The sequence below is a fragment of the Streptomyces sp. NPDC029956 genome (assembly GCF_055574655.1).
On the sequence record NZ_JBVHZJ010000003.1, the window covers coordinates 62822 to 79590 of the forward strand.

At 73.2% G+C, this 16769-nt stretch carries 13 protein-coding genes; 11 read left to right on the top strand and 2 right to left on the bottom strand.

What is annotated here, in order from left to right:
• The first annotated feature begins 85 nt into the window (after nt 1-85).
• The 10 genes from ACZ4XX_RS02785 (at nt 86) to ACZ4XX_RS02830 (ending at nt 12745) form a co-directional block, all read left to right on the top strand.
• Nucleotides 86-499, top strand: a complete 414-nt coding sequence (locus ACZ4XX_RS02785; protein ID WP_468506203.1) for a DUF3151 domain-containing protein — start codon at nt 86-88, stop codon at nt 497-499.
• 304 nt (nt 500-803) lie between these two features.
• On the top strand, nt 804-1634 hold the full coding sequence (locus ACZ4XX_RS02790) for a DUF3152 domain-containing protein (protein WP_468506204.1): 831 nt from the start codon (nt 804-806) through the stop codon (nt 1632-1634).
• Between the two features lie 123 nt (nt 1635-1757).
• Complete coding sequence (locus tag ACZ4XX_RS02795; RefSeq protein WP_468506205.1) at nt 1758-2615, top strand: tryptophan 2,3-dioxygenase family protein; 858 nt, start codon at nt 1758-1760, stop codon at nt 2613-2615.
• Between the two features lie 10 nt (nt 2616-2625).
• Nucleotides 2626-3825 carry a kynureninase gene (gene kynU, locus ACZ4XX_RS02800; protein WP_468506206.1) on the top strand — a complete coding sequence of 400 codons (1200 nt, stop codon included), beginning with the start codon at nt 2626-2628 and terminating at the stop codon, nt 3823-3825.
• Nucleotides 3826-3959: 134 nt separating this feature from the next.
• Entirely contained in the window at nt 3960-4829 is an 870-nt protein-coding gene (locus ACZ4XX_RS02805; RefSeq protein WP_468506207.1) for an alpha/beta hydrolase, read from the top strand.
• Between the two features lie 112 nt (nt 4830-4941).
• Nucleotides 4942-7164 carry an FG-GAP repeat domain-containing protein gene (locus ACZ4XX_RS02810; protein ID WP_468506208.1) on the top strand — a complete coding sequence of 741 codons (2223 nt, stop codon included), beginning with the start codon at nt 4942-4944 and terminating at the stop codon, nt 7162-7164.
• 11 nt (nt 7165-7175) lie between these two features.
• Nucleotides 7176-9437: an FG-GAP-like repeat-containing protein gene (locus ACZ4XX_RS02815; protein WP_468506209.1), complete on the top strand. Its 2262-nt coding sequence runs from the start codon at nt 7176-7178 to the stop codon at nt 9435-9437.
• A 97-nt stretch (nt 9438-9534) separates the two neighbouring features.
• The gene (locus ACZ4XX_RS02820; protein ID WP_468506210.1) at nt 9535-10857 is read left to right on the top strand and encodes a sensor histidine kinase; all 1323 of its coding nucleotides are present in this window, start codon (nt 9535-9537) and stop codon (nt 10855-10857) included.
• A complete protein-coding gene (locus ACZ4XX_RS02825) occupies nt 10854-11516 on the top strand; it encodes a response regulator (RefSeq protein WP_468506211.1) in 663 nt (220 codons plus the stop codon). The genes ACZ4XX_RS02820 and ACZ4XX_RS02825 overlap by 4 nt, the downstream gene beginning before the upstream one ends.
• 32 nt (nt 11517-11548) lie before the next feature.
• A complete protein-coding gene (locus tag ACZ4XX_RS02830) occupies nt 11549-12745 on the top strand; it encodes a cytochrome P450 (RefSeq protein ID WP_468506212.1) in 1197 nt (398 codons plus the stop codon).
• Between the two features lie 165 nt (nt 12746-12910).
• On the opposite strand, the gene ACZ4XX_RS02835 is transcribed toward ACZ4XX_RS02830, so the two are convergent.
• Both ACZ4XX_RS02835 and ACZ4XX_RS02840 read right to left on the bottom strand, forming a co-directional pair.
• Nucleotides 12911-14299, bottom strand: a complete 1389-nt coding sequence (locus ACZ4XX_RS02835; RefSeq protein WP_468506213.1) for a hypothetical protein — start codon at nt 14297-14299, stop codon at nt 12911-12913.
• Nucleotides 14300-14411: 112 nt separating this feature from the next.
• On the bottom strand, nt 14412-15209 hold the full coding sequence (locus ACZ4XX_RS02840; RefSeq protein ID WP_468506214.1) for a diacylglycerol kinase family protein: 798 nt from the start codon (nt 15207-15209) through the stop codon (nt 14412-14414).
• A 142-nt stretch (nt 15210-15351) separates the two neighbouring features.
• On the opposite strand from ACZ4XX_RS02840, the gene ACZ4XX_RS02845 reads away from it, so the two are divergent.
• Nucleotides 15352-16635 carry an adenylosuccinate synthase gene (locus ACZ4XX_RS02845; protein ID WP_024760101.1) on the top strand — a complete coding sequence of 428 codons (1284 nt, stop codon included), beginning with the start codon at nt 15352-15354 and terminating at the stop codon, nt 16633-16635.
• Nucleotides 16636-16769 lie beyond the last annotated feature (134 nt).

Sequence of the window (16769 nt, forward strand, 5' to 3'; positions counted from 1 at the left end):
GGTGCTTCCCGCCCGCCTCGGCCTGAGGGGCGGTGCTTCCCCGCCGCAGGGCCTCCGGGGGGCGGGACTGAGGCAGACTGGCCCCATGGCCATGCATGAGAACCTCCTGGGGGGACCGGCCCCCACCCATCTGCCCGACGACCCGGGTCCGCGCGAGCTGCTCGCGAACGGCACGCCGCCGGCGGACGTCGCCGCGAAGTACCCGACCTCCTCGCTCGCCTGGGCCCAGCTCGCGGACGACGCGTACGAGCGCGGCTCGGTCGTCGAGTCGTACGCCTACGCCCGTACCGGCTACCACCGCGGCCTCGACGCGCTGCGCCGCAACGGCTGGAAGGGCCACGGCCCGGTGCCGTGGGAGCACGAGCCGAACCGCGGCTTCCTGCGCGCCCTGCACTCGCTCGCCCGCGCGGCCGGCGAGATCGGCGAGAAGGACGAGTTCGAGCGCTGCACGACCTTCCTGCGCGACTCCTCGGAGACCGCGGCGGAGACGCTCGGCTGACATCGCCCGACGGCTGAAACTGGCTGGATTTCCCCTGCTCCGACGGACCGGGGGAAATCCGGACAGAGCCCCCGGGCCGTTCGAGGGTGTTCGATCGGGACCGGTACGATCCCCGGAACCGCAGGACCGAACACGCCGGTACCGAGGCGCATTTCCTCTTCCCCCACTGCCGGCCGACGCAGGGGAGAAGTCTGTCGTGGGCAAGCGTGCCGCATCCGCAGGACGGCGACGAACGCGGAGCCGGCGGCGGGGCGGAGGCGGACGCGGCCCCGCCGGCCGGCTCGTACTGCCCACGCTGGTCCTGATGACGGTCGCGCTCGGCGCCGGTGTCGCGCTCGCCCACTTCAACGGCCCGCCCGTCGAGGACACGGCGGCCCAGGCCCCCCTCCCGGTGCCGACGGTGACCACCGAGAGCCCGGCCCCGAGGAAGACCGCTCCCGCCTCCCGGCCCACGACGGCGAGACCGAAGCCGCCGCCGAAACCGAGGCCGACCCCGTCCCCGAAACCGAAGTCGACCCCGAAGCCGACGCCGAGGCCGCAGTCGAAACCGGTGAAGCCGCCCACCGTGCCGAAGTCCGGCGCCGGGACCTTCGCCACCGCGCAGGCCTCCGGTGCACCGGTCGGCGACAGCGGCGACCTGCGTCGCTACCAGGTCCAGGTCGAGGAGGGCATCGCGCTGGACGCGCGCGCCACGGCGGCCGAGATCCAGCGGATCCTGGCGCATCCGCGCGGCTGGGCCGCGCACGGCCGGGGCCGTTTCCAGCTGGTCTCGGAGAATGCCGACTTCGTCATCCGGATCGCCACCCCGGACACGGCCGACGCGCTCTGCCTGCGGCAGGGTCTGGACACCCGCGGCGAGCTGAACTGCGAGACCACCGACGGGGTCGTGGTGAACCTCCGGCGGTGGATGCTGGGCTCGCCGACCTTCGCGGGGGAGGCCGCCGAGTACCGGCACCTGATCATCAATCACGAGGTCGGGCACGAGATCGGCATCCGGCAGCACATGGGCTGCCCGGGTCCGGGCAAGCTCGCGCCCGCGATGATGCAGCAGATCAAGGGCCTGGACGGGTGTCGATCGAACGCATTTCCGTATGACGAAGACGGGAGCTACATCACCGGGCCGATCGTGTCATGATGCGCTTGGGACGGCGCGCGACGAAGCCCGCCTCCCGAGGGGACCGGGGCTCCCGTGACGCACGGACGACGTGCGCACGGTGGAGCAGACCGCTACCCGGTAGTTCGTATCGAGGAGACAGAAATGTCACTCTCCCCGGGTAATCCCGATTCCGGAGCAGGTTCGGCCACCAACGCCCCGAACCTCGACTTCGCCGGCACGACGCCGTACGAGGACTACGTCCAGGCGGACGTCCTCACCCACCTCCAGCACCTCCGCTCGGACGATCCCGGCGAGATGGTCTTCCTGGTCACCACCCAGGTCATGGAGTTGTGGTTCACCGTGATCGTCCACGAGTGGGAGACCGCGAGCCGCGCCCTGCGCGAGGACCGCGTTCCCGTCGCGATGGACGCGCTCAAGCGCTCCGTGCGCGAGCTGGAGGCCCTCAACCACTCCTGGCGGCCGCTCGCCCAGCTCACCCCCGCCCAGTTCAACGCCTACCGCGCCGCGCTCGGCGAGGGCTCCGGCTTCCAGTCCGCGATGTACCGGCGGATGGAGTTCCTGCTCGGCGAGAAGTCCGCGTCCATGCTCGTCCCGCACCGGGGCGCGCCCCGCGTGCACGCCGAGCTGGAGAAGGCGCTCCACGAGCCGAGCCTGTACGACGAGGTCCTCGGGCTGCTCGCCCGCCGTGGCCTGCCCGTACCGGCCGCCGTCCTCGGCCGCGACCTCGGTCAGCGGTACGAGCCCTCGGCCGAGGTCGAGGCGGTCTGGGCCGGGATCTACGCGGACGCGGACCAGAACGGCGAGCTCGTACGGCTCGGCGAGGCGCTCAGCGACGTCGCCGAACTGATCTGGCGCTGGCGCAACGACCACCTGGTGGCCACCCGCCGCGCGATGGGCTCGAAGACCGGCACCGGCGGCTCGGCGGGCGTGGCCTGGCTGGAGAAGCGGGCGCAGAAGAACGTCTTCCCGGAGCTCTGGACGGCGCGCAGCCATGTCTGAGACTGACGTCATGGCAGACCTCCAGAAGAAGGCACACGCCCTCGACACCGCCGACGAACTCGGCAAGCACCGGGAGAAGTTCGCCCTCGACGCGGGGACCGTCTATCTCGACGGCAACTCGCTCGGCGCGCTGCCCGCCCACGTCCCCGCCCGGATGGCCGACGTGATCACCCGCGAGTGGGGCGAGCTCCGCATCCGCTCCTGGGACGAGTCCGGCTGGTGGACCGCGCCCGAGCGGATCGGCGACCGGATCGCCCCGATCGTCGGCGCCGCCCCGGGGCAGATCGTGGTCGGCGACTCGACCAGTGTGAACGTCTTCAAGGCGGTCGTCGCGGCGGCCCGGCTGAGCGCCGACGACCGCGACGAGATCCTCGTCGACGCGACGACCTTTCCCACGGACGGGTACATCGCGGAGTCCGCGGCGCGGATGACGGGTCACCGGATCGTGCCCGTCGACCCGGCCGGCATGGCCGCGGCGGCCGGTCCGCGGACGGCCGCCGCGCTCGTCAACCACGTCGACTACCGCAGCGGCCGCCGTCACGACCTGCCCGGCATCACGGCGGCGCTGCACGCGGCGGGCGCGCTCGCCGTCTGGGACCTGTGCCACAGCGCGGGCGCCCTGCCGGTCGGCCTGGACGCGCACGGGGTGGACCTGGCCGTCGGCTGCACGTACAAGTACCTGAACGGCGGGCCCGGTTCGCCGGCCTACCTGTACGTCGCCGAGCGCCACCAGGCGGCCTTCGACTCGCCGCTGCCCGGCTGGAACTCGCACACCGACCCGTTCGCCATGACCCCCGGGTACGAGGCGGCCGCGGGAGCCGTGCGGGGCCGGGTCGGGACGCCCGACATCCTCTCGATGCTGGCCCTCGAAGCGGCGCTCGACGTCTGGGACGGCGTCGCGATCGAGGCCGTGCGGGCCAAGTCCCTGGCGCTCACGGACTTCTTCCTGGAGTGCGTGCGCGCCTACGTGCCGGAGGGCCGCGTCACCTCCGTGACGCCGGAGGCGCACGAGGAGCGCGGCAGCCAGACCGCGCTCGCCTGCGAGAACGCGCCCGCCGTCATGGCCGAGCTGATCAGGCGCGGTGTCGTCGGCGATCTGCGCCGCCCCGACATCCTGCGGTTCGGCTTCACCCCGTTGTACGTGGGCTTCGCGGACGCGGAGCGGGCGGCGCGGGTGCTCGCGGAGGTCCTGGCGGACCTGCCCGGCTGAGGCACCGACCGGTTCCGCGCGGCCTCGCGCGGTCTCGTACGGTCCGATGATCGCCTGATCTGCGGGGCTCCAGTCCTGGTACCGTCCCCGCAGGTCAGGCCGATTCGGCCCCGTATCCGAGAGGTTGGAACAGCATGCCGGACCCTGCCGCGCGCGATGCCGCCGAAGAGGCGTCGGCCTTCTCGCACCCGGCCGTCCCCCCGGACGCCTCCGCCGCGTACGGCGACCACCCGGACCAGGTGATCGACTTCTACGCCCCGCGCGGCGGGCCGACCCGGGCGCCGCTCGTCGTCGCCCTGCACGGCGGGGCGTGGCGGGCTCCGTACGACCGGCAGCACCTGACCCCGTTCGTGGACTTCCTGGCCCGGCGCGGCTTCGCCGTGGCGAACGTCGAGTACCGGCGCGGCAGCGACATCCCCCGACAGGGTGGTGCCGCCCCGGTCGCCGGGCGCTGGCCCGAGACCTTCGACGACGTGGCGGCCGCGCTCGACGCCCTGCCCGAACTCGCCACCGCTCACCTGCCGGAGGCCGACACCGGCCGTATCGTGCTCACCGGCCACTCGGCGGGCGGTCAGCTCGCCCTCTGGGCGGCCGCCCGGCACGTCCTGCCCGTCGGATCCCCGTGGCGGCTGCCCGCCCCGCCGGCGCTGCGCGGGGTCGTCGCCCTCGCCCCGATCGCCCACTTCGGCCGGTCGGTCGAGCTGGGGGTGTGCGGTGGCGCCGTCACCGAACTGCTCGGCGGCCCGTCCTCGTACGAGGAGCGGGCGGCCCACACCGACCCCTCGGTGCTGCTGCCGACCGGGATCGCGACCACCGTCGTCCAGGGCCGTACGGACATCGACGTGCCGTACGCCGTCGCCGACGCCTATGCCGACGCGGCCGCGAAGGCGGGCGAGACGGTCGGCGTGACGCTCCTGGAGGAGGTCGGCCACTTCCCGCTGATCGACCCGGCGGCGGACGCGTGCGCGGTGGTGGCGGAGGAGATCGCTCAACTGGCCTGGTGAGTCAGCGGGGTTCTGTCAGGAACAGAAGTTCTTCGTACAACCACTCGACCCGGTCGCGAGTCTGATCGGGCACAGCACTCCCGTGCCCGATCTTCTTCGTGGGGGTTTCACCTTGCAGCTCCGTTCCACCGGCACCCGCCTCGGCACGGCCGTCACGGTCGTCCTCGCCGTCACCGCCCTCGGCGCCGGCACCCTGGCCACCGCGCCGACGGCCTTCGCGGCCGCCCCGGCCGCGGTCGCGGCCCCGGCCCAGCAGAACGACGCCGTCCTTCCGGTCTACCCGGAGGGCATGGACCTCGCGGGCCTGGGCACCTCGGGTTTCCTCACCTACTCCCTTGCCGACGACGGCACCCGGAAGCTCCTCTGGACGCCCTACGACGGCGGTGCCGCGACCTCGCTCCAGGAGCCCGAGGACGGCGGCTGGACCATGGGGGCCGGCGACGTGGTCGTCCTCGGTGACGACAACTGGTCCGCCGAGATGCGGTCCGTCACCCTGCGGAACATGGCCGACCCCTCCGCCCCGGGCGTCGACATCGACCTCGGCGCGCTGAACGGCAACTACGTGGCCGTGCTGAGCCCGACGAGCGTCCTCGCGCAGGTGCCGAACGCGGTCGGCCAGTCGGAACTCCACATCGTGACCAAGGACGGCGCCACCACGAGCAGCCGCAGGATCGCGGGACTGCCGGCCGGCGCCACCGACTACTTCGGCTCGAAGGCCCACGACGGCTCCGTCCTCGTCGGATACGAGACCGGACCGGAGGGCGACCGGACCGGCGGCCGGGCCGTGATCGACCTGGCGGCCGGGAAGGCCGTCGAGACCTACGCCTCGCCCGAGTCCGGATACGGCTTCAGCAGCCTGCAGTTCAGCGCCGCCTACGTGACCTGGTACGCCTACGAGGACGGCACCGGCGGGTACATCGCGTCCGTCGACCGCGGGACCGGGAAGGAGAAGCGGACCGTCCTGGGTGCCCACGACGGCGAGTGGTACTCCACGCTCGTCGGCGACTGGCTGGTCTACGGCAACCCCTCGAACCCCGTCCGGGCCGTCTCCCTGGCCACCGGCGAGATCCGGCAGCTCATGGACTCCGGCACCAGAGCGGGTTCGCCCGGTGACGGCACCGGGGTGGTGCGCGGGGCGACGGCCGCCGAAGGCAAGGGGCTGTTCCGGATCGAGATCGCGGAGGACGGCACCCCGAAGGCCACCAAGGTGGCCGACGAAGCCCCGCTGGTCGACCTGGAGATCCAGCAGGTCCACGTCCCCGACCGGGTGAACCTCGACCAGAACGGTGGCGAGGTGACGCTGGGGTGGACCCTGTCGCACCGCGAGGCCTACGTGGACGTCACGCTGACGCACATGCTCACGGAGAAGGTCTACCGCACGCGCGTGTACGCCCCCGCCGAGGGCAACCGCTTCACCTTCACCTGGGACGGCGTCCTCGACGGGGCGGACGCGCCGAACGGCTCGTACGCGGTGGAGGCCGAGGCGATGCTGCTCGACGGCACCGGCGAACCGGCCTACCAGGGCTGGCGCATGGACATGGTCCGCAACGCCAACGCGCACGACTACACCAACAACGGCTCCACGGACGTCCTCGCCCGGGACGCCTCCGGCGTGCTGTGGCGCGACGACCTGCGGGACCGGCCGGCGGACGGCCACGTCGAGACCGCCGAGCGCAGCCGGATCGGCGCCGGGTGGAACACGTACAAGCAGATCGAGGCCGTCGGCGACCTCGCGGGCAACGAGGTCGCCGACCTGGTCGCCCTCGACGGCTCGGGCGTGCTCTGGCACTACCTCGGCAAGGGCGACGGCACCTTCGCGACCCGGGTGAAGGTCGGTGGCGGCTGGGGCGTCTACAACAAGCTGACCGGCGGCTCTGACCTCGACGGCGACGGCCGCACCGACCTCCTCGCCACGGACGCGTCAGGGGTGCTCTGGTTCTACAAGGGCACGGGCGACACCGCGAAGCCGTTCGCGACCCGCGCCCGCGTCGGCGGCGGCTGGGGCATCTACAACCAGCTCACCGCCGTCGGCGACATCGCCGGCACGGCCGGCGGGGACCTGGTCGCCCGCGACACCGCCGGTGTCCTCTGGCTCTACCAGGGCGACGGCCGCGGCAACTTCACCACCCGTGTGAAGGTCGGCGGCGGCTGGGGCGCCTTCTCCCAGCTCGTCGGCGCCGGCGACATCGACGACGACGGCCGCCCCGACCTGCTCGCCTACGGCACGGGCGGCACGTACGTGTACCGCTCCACGGGTTCCGCCACCGCCCCCTTCAGCCGTCGGACGACGGACCTGTACGCGGGCGAGGGCACGGCGTTCACCAACGTCGCATGAGGAGCAGCGCGGTGAATCGTTCCCTCCGGGGCCCCCGCCGGCTCGCCGCCGCCGTCGCCGTCACCCTCGCGGTGACGGCGGGCGCCGTGGCGGCCGTCCCGGCCTCGGCCTCCGTCCCGGTGTCCGCCCCGGCGGCGGTGACCGCTCCGTCCGGCGTCGCCGACGAGGCCGCGCCCGTCGTCGTCGGCCCCGACGCACGACTGCTCGCCACGGGGCCGTCCGGCTACCTCAGCCGGGTCGCCGCGGGGGAGCAGCGGACCTACTCCTGGACCCGCTACGAGGGCGGGGTCACGACCGCGCTGCCCCCGGCCCCGTACTACCGGGGCGGCGCCCACAGCGACCTCGTCGTGCGGCTGGAGGGCAGCGGCCACCAGAGCAGCTTCCAGGTGCTCGACATGGCGGCGGGCGGCGAGCCCGTCGCCGTCGACACCGCGTTCCTGGGGCCGACGGCCACCCTCCTCCAGGTGGTGGGCGACGCCCTCCTCCTGCGGACCGCCGGGGCCTCCGGCCAGACCCTGCACCTGGTGTCCCGGCAGCCGCAGGGCGAGACGGTGCACCGTGAGATCACCGGTCTGCCCTCCGACGCGACGGCGCTGAGCACACAGGTCACCGCTCCCGGCGTCCTCGCCGTCCGCTACACCGGGACGCACGGCGGAACGACCGGGCAGCGGCTCGCCGTCGTGGACCTCGCGGCGGCGAAGGCCGTGGACGACCGGGCCGTGCCCGCCGTCGACGCCACGTCCTCGTTCGCCGCCTCCGCCACGCACGTGGCCTGGGTGGAACGGCTTCCCGACGGGCGCTCGGTGGTGGTGACCGCCCGCCGGGGCTCGGACACCACGAGCCGGCGCGAACTCCCGGCGCAGAGCGGCGGGATCTCGCTCGGTCTGCTGGACGGCTGGGTCACCTACACCGTGGCCGGCGGCGCCACGGCCGAAGCGCCGAACCCGCTCCACGCGCTGACCGCCCTCTCCCTCCAGGACAACAGCACCACGGTCAAGCTGCTCGACAGCGCCGTGACGGTCCTGGGCGGCGCGGACGGTGCCCTCGCGCAGGGCGGGACGCTCGCGAACGGCGAGGGCTTCTACCGGATCGCCCCCGGGGCGGACGGGCGTCCGGCCGCGACCATGGTGGCCACCGCCGAGGTCTCCACCGCGCTCACCGACACGCGCGTCGAGATCCCCGACATGGACTTCCGCAAGAGCGGTTCGTCGGCCGTCATCCGCTGGTGGCTCAGCCGACCGCAGGCGCGGGTGGACGTCGTCCTCGTCCACCGGCGGACCGGGCTGCGCTGGAGCTCCTTCATGGGCGCTTCCAGCGCGGTCCCCGACGGCGGCTTCGCCACCGACTGGAACGGGGTGTTCGGCGACTTCTCCGCCGCGCTGAACGGCGAGTACACCTGGACGCTCACCGCCAGGCCGGAGAACGGCATCGGACCGGTCCTGAAGCGGACCGGAACCGTTCGGGTCGACAGCGGCACGGCCCCGCACGACTACTCGGACAAGGGCTCCCCGGACCTCCTCGCCCGGACCGCCGCCGGACGGCTCGTCTCGTACGACGTGCGGCAGCTCCGCAGCCCGTGGATCACCGACTGGGACGTGACCGACCGGGGCGCCGGCTGGAACGTGTACGACCGGCTCGTCGCCACCGGCGACCTGGCCGGCTCGAAGTACGCCGACCTCGTCGCCCGGGACCGCACCGGCGTGCTCTGGCTCTACCAGGGCACGGGCCCCTCCCTCGCCAAGCGCACGAGTGTGGGCGGCGGCTGGCAGGCGTACGACACGCTCACCGCCGGTTCCGACCTCACGGGCGACGGCCGGCCCGACCTCGTCGCCACCGACAGGACCGGCGTCCTGTGGCTCTACAAGGCCACCGGCGACATCGCCAAGCCCTTCGCCCCGCGCAAGCGGATCGGCGGCGGCTGGGGCGGCTACGACAAGCTCGTCGCCACCGGGAACATCGGCGGCGGCCCCGCCGGGGACCTCCTGGCCCGGGGCAGGGACGGCGTCCTCTGGCAGTACCTCGGCAAGGGCGACGGCACGTTCGCGCCCCGCACCAGGATCGGCGGCGGCTGGCAGCGGTACGCCGACGTCGTGGCCGTCGGCGACGCGAACAAGGACGGCCGCCCCGACCTCCTGGTCGACGACGCGTTCCCCGTGGGACCGGACACCCTCGGGTTCTACACGGGCACGGGCGACTGGAAGGCCCCCTTCTCGTCGCGCACCCAGCTGTACACCCAGGGCCCCCTCGGCGAGCTGGACCCGACGCTCTTCTGAGCCGGGGGACGGACGGGAGACACGGGCCATAGTCCTCAAGGGGGACCCGGGAGGATCCGCATCGAGCGGGACGACCGGGTTCCCCGCCGCCCGTACCGTGGTGCGGGTGACCCAGACACAGACCCCCGAGACGAGCCGCGCCCCCGAGTTCCACCTGGTCCAGGTCGTCCTCGGCGGCCTGCGGCAGGAACTCCTCCGTGACGTGACGGCCTACCGGCCGCTCCAGCCGGCCGAGGTGAACCCCAAGGTGGCGCGGTTCCTGCCGAAGGGGATACGGCCGCACCTCGGCCTGTTCCCGCACGCCGTCGTCGCGTTCCTCGCCTTCATCGTGTTCGCCCTGGGGTACGAGGAGTTCGACACCAGCTTCGCCGCGCTGACGCTGATGGCGGCCTTCGCCCCGCCCGCGATCGTGCTCCTCACCCTGGTGCGGCCCGTCCTCGCCTTCTGGGCGTCGCTCGCCTCCGCGCCCGTCATCGGCTACCTCACCGGCTACGACGCCGGCTGGCCCTGGTCGCACATCACGTTCTTCTCCCACCTCGTGGTCCTCGGCGTGGTCGCCGCCCGCACCCGGCCCCGGACCGCGGCCTGGATGTGGCTCGTGACGGCCGCCTTCTGCCTCTTCGCGGAGATGTTCCTCGGGGTGGGACGCAGCTCCGACTCGATCCCGCTGCTGTTCGTCGCGGCTCTCCTCCTGCTCGCCGTCACCGTCCTGCAGGTCCGCCGCCAGGCCGACCGCGAGGTCACCGCCCAGCAGACCGTCACCGCCCAGGAGCGCTCCAGGCGGACCCTCCTGGAGGAGCGCACCACCATCGCCCGCGAGCTCCACGACGTCGTCGCCCACCACATGTCGGTCGTCGCCATCCAGGCCGAGGCCGCCCCGTACCGGGTCGAGAACCCGCCGCCGGAGCTGGAGCAGGCCTTCCTCACCATCCGCGAGAACGCGGTCGCCGCGCTGACCGAGCTGCGCCGCATCCTCGGTGTCGTCCGCGCCGAGGACTACGAGGCCCCCGACGCCCCGCAGCCGACCCTCGCCGACCTCGACTCGCTCGTCCGCAACGTCCAGGAGGCCGGGCTCGTCGTCGAGAAGACCGTGACCGGCGCCGTCCGCGAGCTGCCGCAGGGCGTGGAGCTCTCCGCGTACCGGATCGTCCAGGAGGCCCTGTCGAACGTACTGCGGCACGCGCCCGGCGCCGCCGCGAAGGTCGAGGTCAGCTATGTCCTCGGCGGTCTGGGCCTGCGCATCGCCAACGGCCCGGCACGCGGCCTCGTGAAGCCCTCGCCGGGCGCCGGTCACGGCATCACGGGCATGCGGGAGCGTGTGACGATGCTCGGTGGGGAGATGACGGCCGAGGCGACCGAGGACGGTGGCTACGAGGTGGCGGCCTTCGTCCCCGTGAGCCGTGAGGAGAGTGACCAGTGATCCGCGTGCTGATCGTCGACGACCAGATGATGGTCCGCGAGGGCTTCTCGGTGCTGCTCGGCGCGATGCCGGACATCGAGGTCGTCGGCGAGGCCGTCAACGGCCGGGAGGCCGTCGCCCAGGTCGCCGCCCTCCACCCCGACGTGGTCCTCATGGACATCCGGATGCCCGAGCTGAACGGCATCGACGCCACCCGGGAGATCGTCGCCGCCGACGCGGACGCGAAGGTGCTCGTCCTGACCACCTTCGACCTCGACGAGTACGTCTACCAGGCGCTGCGCGCCGGGGCCTCGGGCTTCCTGCTCAAGGACGCCTCCGCCCGGCAGCTCGCCGACGGCGTGCGGGTCGTCGCGGGCGGCGAGGCGCTGCTCGCGCCGACCGTCACCAAGCGGCTGATCACCGAGTTCGCGAAGGCACCGGGGAGCTCTCCGCGCCCGCCGGCGATGGCGCAGATAGGGGAGCTGACGGAGCGCGAGACGGAGGTCCTGGTGCTGATCGCGCAGGGTCTGTCGAACTCCGAGATCGCCGAGCACCTCGTCGTCGCCGAGTCGACGATCAAGACGCATGTGAGCCGCATCCTGGTGAAGCTGGGGCTGCGTGACCGGACGCAGGCGGCGGTGTTCGCGTACGAGGCGGGTCTGGTGCGCGTCGGCGGCTAGAGCCGGCCGAGGCGCGCGGGTAGCGTCCGGTCATGGACGCTGTCGAGGCTGTTTACGACCCCTTCTCCCCGGAGTTCGTCGCCGATCCGTACCCCGCCTACGCCGAGCTGCGCGCGGCGGGCCGCGCCCACTGGCACGGCCCGACCCGCCAGTGGCTGATCCCGCACTACGAGGACGTGTCCGCGCTCCTCAGGGACCGGCGCCTCGGCCGTACGTACACGCACCGGTTCACCCACGAGGAGTTCGGGCAGGAGGCGCCGCCCGCCGCCCACGAGCCCTTCCACACGCTCAACGACCACGGGCTGCTCGATCTGGAGGCGGCCGACCACAGCCGCATCCGGCGCCTGGTGTCGAAGGCGTTCACACCGAGGACGGTGGAGAACCTGGCGCCGACGGTACGGCGCCTCGCCGCCGACCTGGTGGGGGACCTGGTGGCGGCGGGCGGCGGCGACCTCCAGGCGGCGGTCGCTGAGCCGCTGCCGGTCGCGGTGATCGCCGAGATGCTCGGGGTCCCCGAGGGCGACGAGGAACGGGGTCGGCTCCGGCCCTGGTCGGCGGCGATCTGCGGGATGTTCGAGCTGAACCCCTCGGAGGAGACGGCCCGGCGGGCGGTCGAGGCCTCCGTCGAGTTCTCGGACTATCTGCGGGAGCTGATCGCCCGGCGGCGGAAGGAGCCGGGGGGCGATCTGATCTCCTCGCTGATCGCGGTGGAGGAGCTGACCGAGCAGGAGATGATCTCGACCTGCGTCCTGCTCCTGAACGCGGGCCACGAGGCCACCGTCAACACCACGGTCAACGGCTGGTGGACCCTGCTCAGGGAGGGTGTCCGTCCGGATCCCGAGAAGTTGTCCACAGCTGTGGAAGAACTTCTGCGCTACGACACCCCGCTCCCGATGTTCGAGCGCTGGGTCCTCGACGACATCGAGATCGGCGGCCGGATCGTCCCGCGCGGCTCCGAGGTCGCCCTCCTCTTCGGCTCCGCCAACCGCGACCCGGCCCGCTTCGGCACGACCGCCGACACCCTCGACCTCACCCGCGCCGACAACCCCCACATCACCTTCGGCGCCGGAATCCACTACTGCCTCGGCGCTCCCCTCGCCCGCCTCGAACTTGCAGCGGTCTTCGGTGAGTTGCTGCGCCAGGCGCCGGGCATGCGACTCGCGGCGGAGCCCGTACGGAAGCCGGGGTTCGTGATCAGGGGCTTCGAGGAGCTGCTGGTGGAGATCTGAGCAACGCCGCGCCGGACGAGCGGTGCCCGCGGACGCCTCGGCTCACCGCTGGACGGCCTACCCCGCGGACGCCTCGGCTCACCGCTGGACGGCCTACCCCGCGGACGCCTCGGCTCACCGCTGGACGGCCTACCCCGCGGACGCCTCGGCTCACCGCTGGACGGCCTACGAGGAGGCCCGGGGAGCCGGGTTCCCCTCCTGGCGGGCCGGAGCGCTCATGGGCGGGGCGAGCCGGGCGAGGAGCGCGGCGCCCTCCGCCCCGCCGGCCGGCCGGTACGGCCCCGCCGGCCACAGCGTGCGCCCCTCGAACCGGGGGACGACGACCGGCAGTCCGCCGGCGGAGAAGTCGCGCCAGCCGCGCAGCTCGACGGTGCCCGTGGGATCCGACGGCAACCCGAGCCACGGATGCCTGCCGGTGCCGGGCGCCAGCAGCGGGAGAAGCCCCTCGGGCAGGTCGTGCGGTCCGTCGTGGGCCACGAAGACGACCAGGACGGGAACGCCGTCCTGCGGGTCGTGGAGCAGGACGTACCGGCGCGGGACCGGTACGGGGGAGTGCGCGGCCCTGGCCATCAGCCGGACCGCGGGAATCCCGTGGGCCAGCAGGTGGTGGCCGGAGTACGCGAGTGCCGCGAGCCCCACGATCGCCACGAGGAAGAGCTTCATCAGGCCGCTCTCCTCGGGCCGGACGGCCGCCGCGACGGCCGCCGCCGCGCAGACGGCCAGCGCCACCAGGACCCGGCCGGCCCCGGCGGCCCGCCGCAGGCTCCGCACGCGCCACCAGGCCACCTCGCGGACGTCCGCCTCCGGCCGCCGGGTCCTGACCCGGGTCCGGGTCCGGTGCGCGGCCTGCCGCTCGGCGTGGGCCGCGAGCCGCGCGTACGTCGGTGCGCCGGACGTGTCGGACTCGGGGCGCCTGACCAGGCTCACCCGTGGGGCCGGAACGGTGGTCGGGACCGGATCGGTGACCTGCGGCGTCCGGTCCTGCGCCTGCGGCTGGACGGGGGTCGCGCGGTTGAGGAGACCCGTCCGCGCGGCCTGCTCCACGATCCGCTGCCGCGCCCGCCGGTGCTTCACCGGCCTGGTCCAGATCAGCGCCCCGCCGCCGGGCGGCGCGAGCACCCCGCCCCCGGCCGGGTTCCCGCACCACCACATCACCCCGTCGGGGCCCGGCCGCAGCGGCTCGTACCGCTGCCGCAGCGCGACCACCTCCAGCGGCCACAGCCCGTCCCCGGCCGGGGACCGCAGCACGACGGCCTCGGTGCTCCGCATGCTCCGCACGGCCACCGCGGCATGCGCCGACCAGGCCCCGGAGCCGAGCACGCGCCTCATCCGGCGTGCCAGGGCCCAGGAACCGGCCCCGGCGCCGAGTACGAGCACGCCCAGGGCGACGAGCGCGCCGATCAGGTCGTCCGCCCACGGCGCCCCGGGCGCCACGAGCGCGACACCCGCGGCGGGGACGAACAGGACGCACCCGCTCGTCATCACCCCGCTCGCTCTTCGCCCGTACCGTTCCAGCGCCTGCGCCGTCTCCGGCAGATCCAACGCCCGTGCCATGCCGCATCCCCCGTCACGCATACCGTCCACCCCACGCGTGACGTTAGACGGCCGCCGGACCCGGCACCACTCCCGCCGGACCCGGCACCACTACCGCCGGTGCCGGCTCGGCTCAGCCGCGGGGCAGGGTCAGTCCCCACGCCTCCTCCAGGACCGTCCAGGTCCTGCGGCGGACCGGTCCCGAGACGCGGCCGTCCGCGCGGTAGCGGAAGTCCGGGCCCGAGACGGTGAGGACGCGGGCGGTCGTGTGCCGGGGAGGGGCGGCCGCGGGGTGGACGACCACCTCGGCCTTACCGTCGACCGAGCGGACCGTGAGGCTCTCCAGCGGGGTGTCGACATCGGTGAGCAGCACCCCGTCCGCCTCCACCCGCAGCCGGTGGGTGCGGACCGCGAGGGCCGTCGGGGCCGGGCGGACCAGGGTGCGGACGAGGGAGCGGCAGGTGCCCCAGACGGTCGGGGACGCCGGGGCGAGGGCGGCCGAGGCCGGCACCTGGAGGTCGCCGAGGACGACGCCGTCGCTGTCGTCGACCAGCAGGTCCAAGCGGTGCACGGCCCCGTCGAGGACGGCGCGGGCGGCCGCCGGGGTGGAGCGCGGCACGCCGAGGGAGTGGGCGAGTTCCAGGGCGTCCGGAGCGCCGATCGGGACGAGGGAGAGGGCGCCCGCGGCGAGCTCCCGCTCCCGGTGGAGGAGGGCCACCGTACGCAGCAGCGCGCGGTCGTCGCCGAGCACCACGGGACGGCGGGAGCCGCGCCGGGACAGGGCGCGGGTGAATTCCTCCGGGCTGTCCGGCAGGCAGATCTTCGCCTCCGCGCCCGCGGACAGCACATCTTTCGCGATCCGTACGGACTCGCCGTCACTTCGGCGGGCGACCGGGTCGACGATGACCAGCAGCTGGTCGTGATCCGACACCTCGGTCCTTCCTCGGGTAGCATCTTTGTGCAAGAGCCCCTTGCGCTATTGCGCCAGGGGCTTCGTCTATTCCGGGGCACACCGGTGAGGCGGCCTCGGCCCCTGACCTTGGACATGCCCCACCCGGAAGGGGTGTACGCCTGTGCCCGCACTTGTGCTGCTCGGTGCTCAGTGGGGTGACGAGGGCAAGGGAAAGGCCACCGATCTCCTCGGTGGATCCGTTGACTATGTAGTGCGCTACCAGGGCGGCAACAACGCCGGCCACACCGTCGTCGTCGGCGACCAGAAGTACGCGCTGCATCTTCTCCCTTCCGGAATCCTCTCGCCGGGGTGTACCCCGGTGATCGGAAACGGTGTCGTCGTCGACCCGGCGGTCCTGCTCTCCGAGCTGAGTGGACTGAACGAGCGCGGCGTCGACACGTCGAAGCTCCTGATCAGCGGCAACGCCCATCTGATCACCCCGTACAACGTCACCCTCGACAAGGTGACGGAACGGTTCCTCGGCAAGCGCAAGATCGGCACCACGGGTCGCGGCATCGGCCCGACCTACGCCGACAAGATCAACCGCGTCGGCATCCGGGTCCAGGACCTGTACGACGAGTCGATCCTCGTCCAGAAGGTCGAGGCGGCGCTGGAGGGCAAGAACCAGCTGCTCGCCAAGCTGTACAACCGTCGGGCGATCGACGCCGCGCAGATCGTCGAGGAGATGCTCCAGTACGCGGAGCAGATCAAGCCGTTCGTCGCGGACACCACGCTGATCCTGAACAACGCGCTCGACGAGGACAAGGTCGTCCTGTTCGAGGGCGGCCAGGGCACGCTGCTCGACGTCGACCACGGCACGTACCCCTTCGTCACCTCCTCGAACCCGACCGCGGGCGGCGCCTGCACCGGTGCCGGTGTGGGCCCGACGAAGATCAGCCGGGTCATCGGCATCCTCAAGGCGTACACGACCCGTGTCGGCGCCGGTCCGTTCCCGACGGAGCTCTTCGACGCGGACGGCGAGGCGCTGCGCCGCATCGGTGGCGAGCGCGGTGTCACCACCGGCCGTGACCGTCGCTGCGGCTGGTTCGACGCGGTCATCGCGCGGTACGCGACCCGGGTCAACGGCCTGACGGACTTCTTCCTCACCAAGCTCGACGTGCTGACGGGCTGGGAGCAGATCCCGGTCTGCGTCGCGTACGAGATCGACGGCAAGCGCGTCGAGGAGCTGCCGTACTCGCAGACCGACTTCCACCACGCGAAGCCGATCTACGAGATGCTGCCGGGCTGGTCCGAGGACATCACCAAGGCGAAGACCTTCGCGGACCTGCCGAAGAACGCGCAGGCGTACGTGAAGGCGCTGGAGGAGATGTCGGGCGCCCCGATCTCCGCGATCGGCGTCGGCCCCGGCCGCACCGAGACGATCGAGATCAACTCCTTCCTCTAGGCGGGACGAGTGTGGGGGGGGGGGGGGGGGGGGGGGGGGGAGGGACCACAACACCACAAACCCCCCGCTCCCCCCCCCCCCCCCTCCTTGTCCCTCCTCCCTCCCCCCCCCTCGTCTCCCCCCCGCCGCACCCC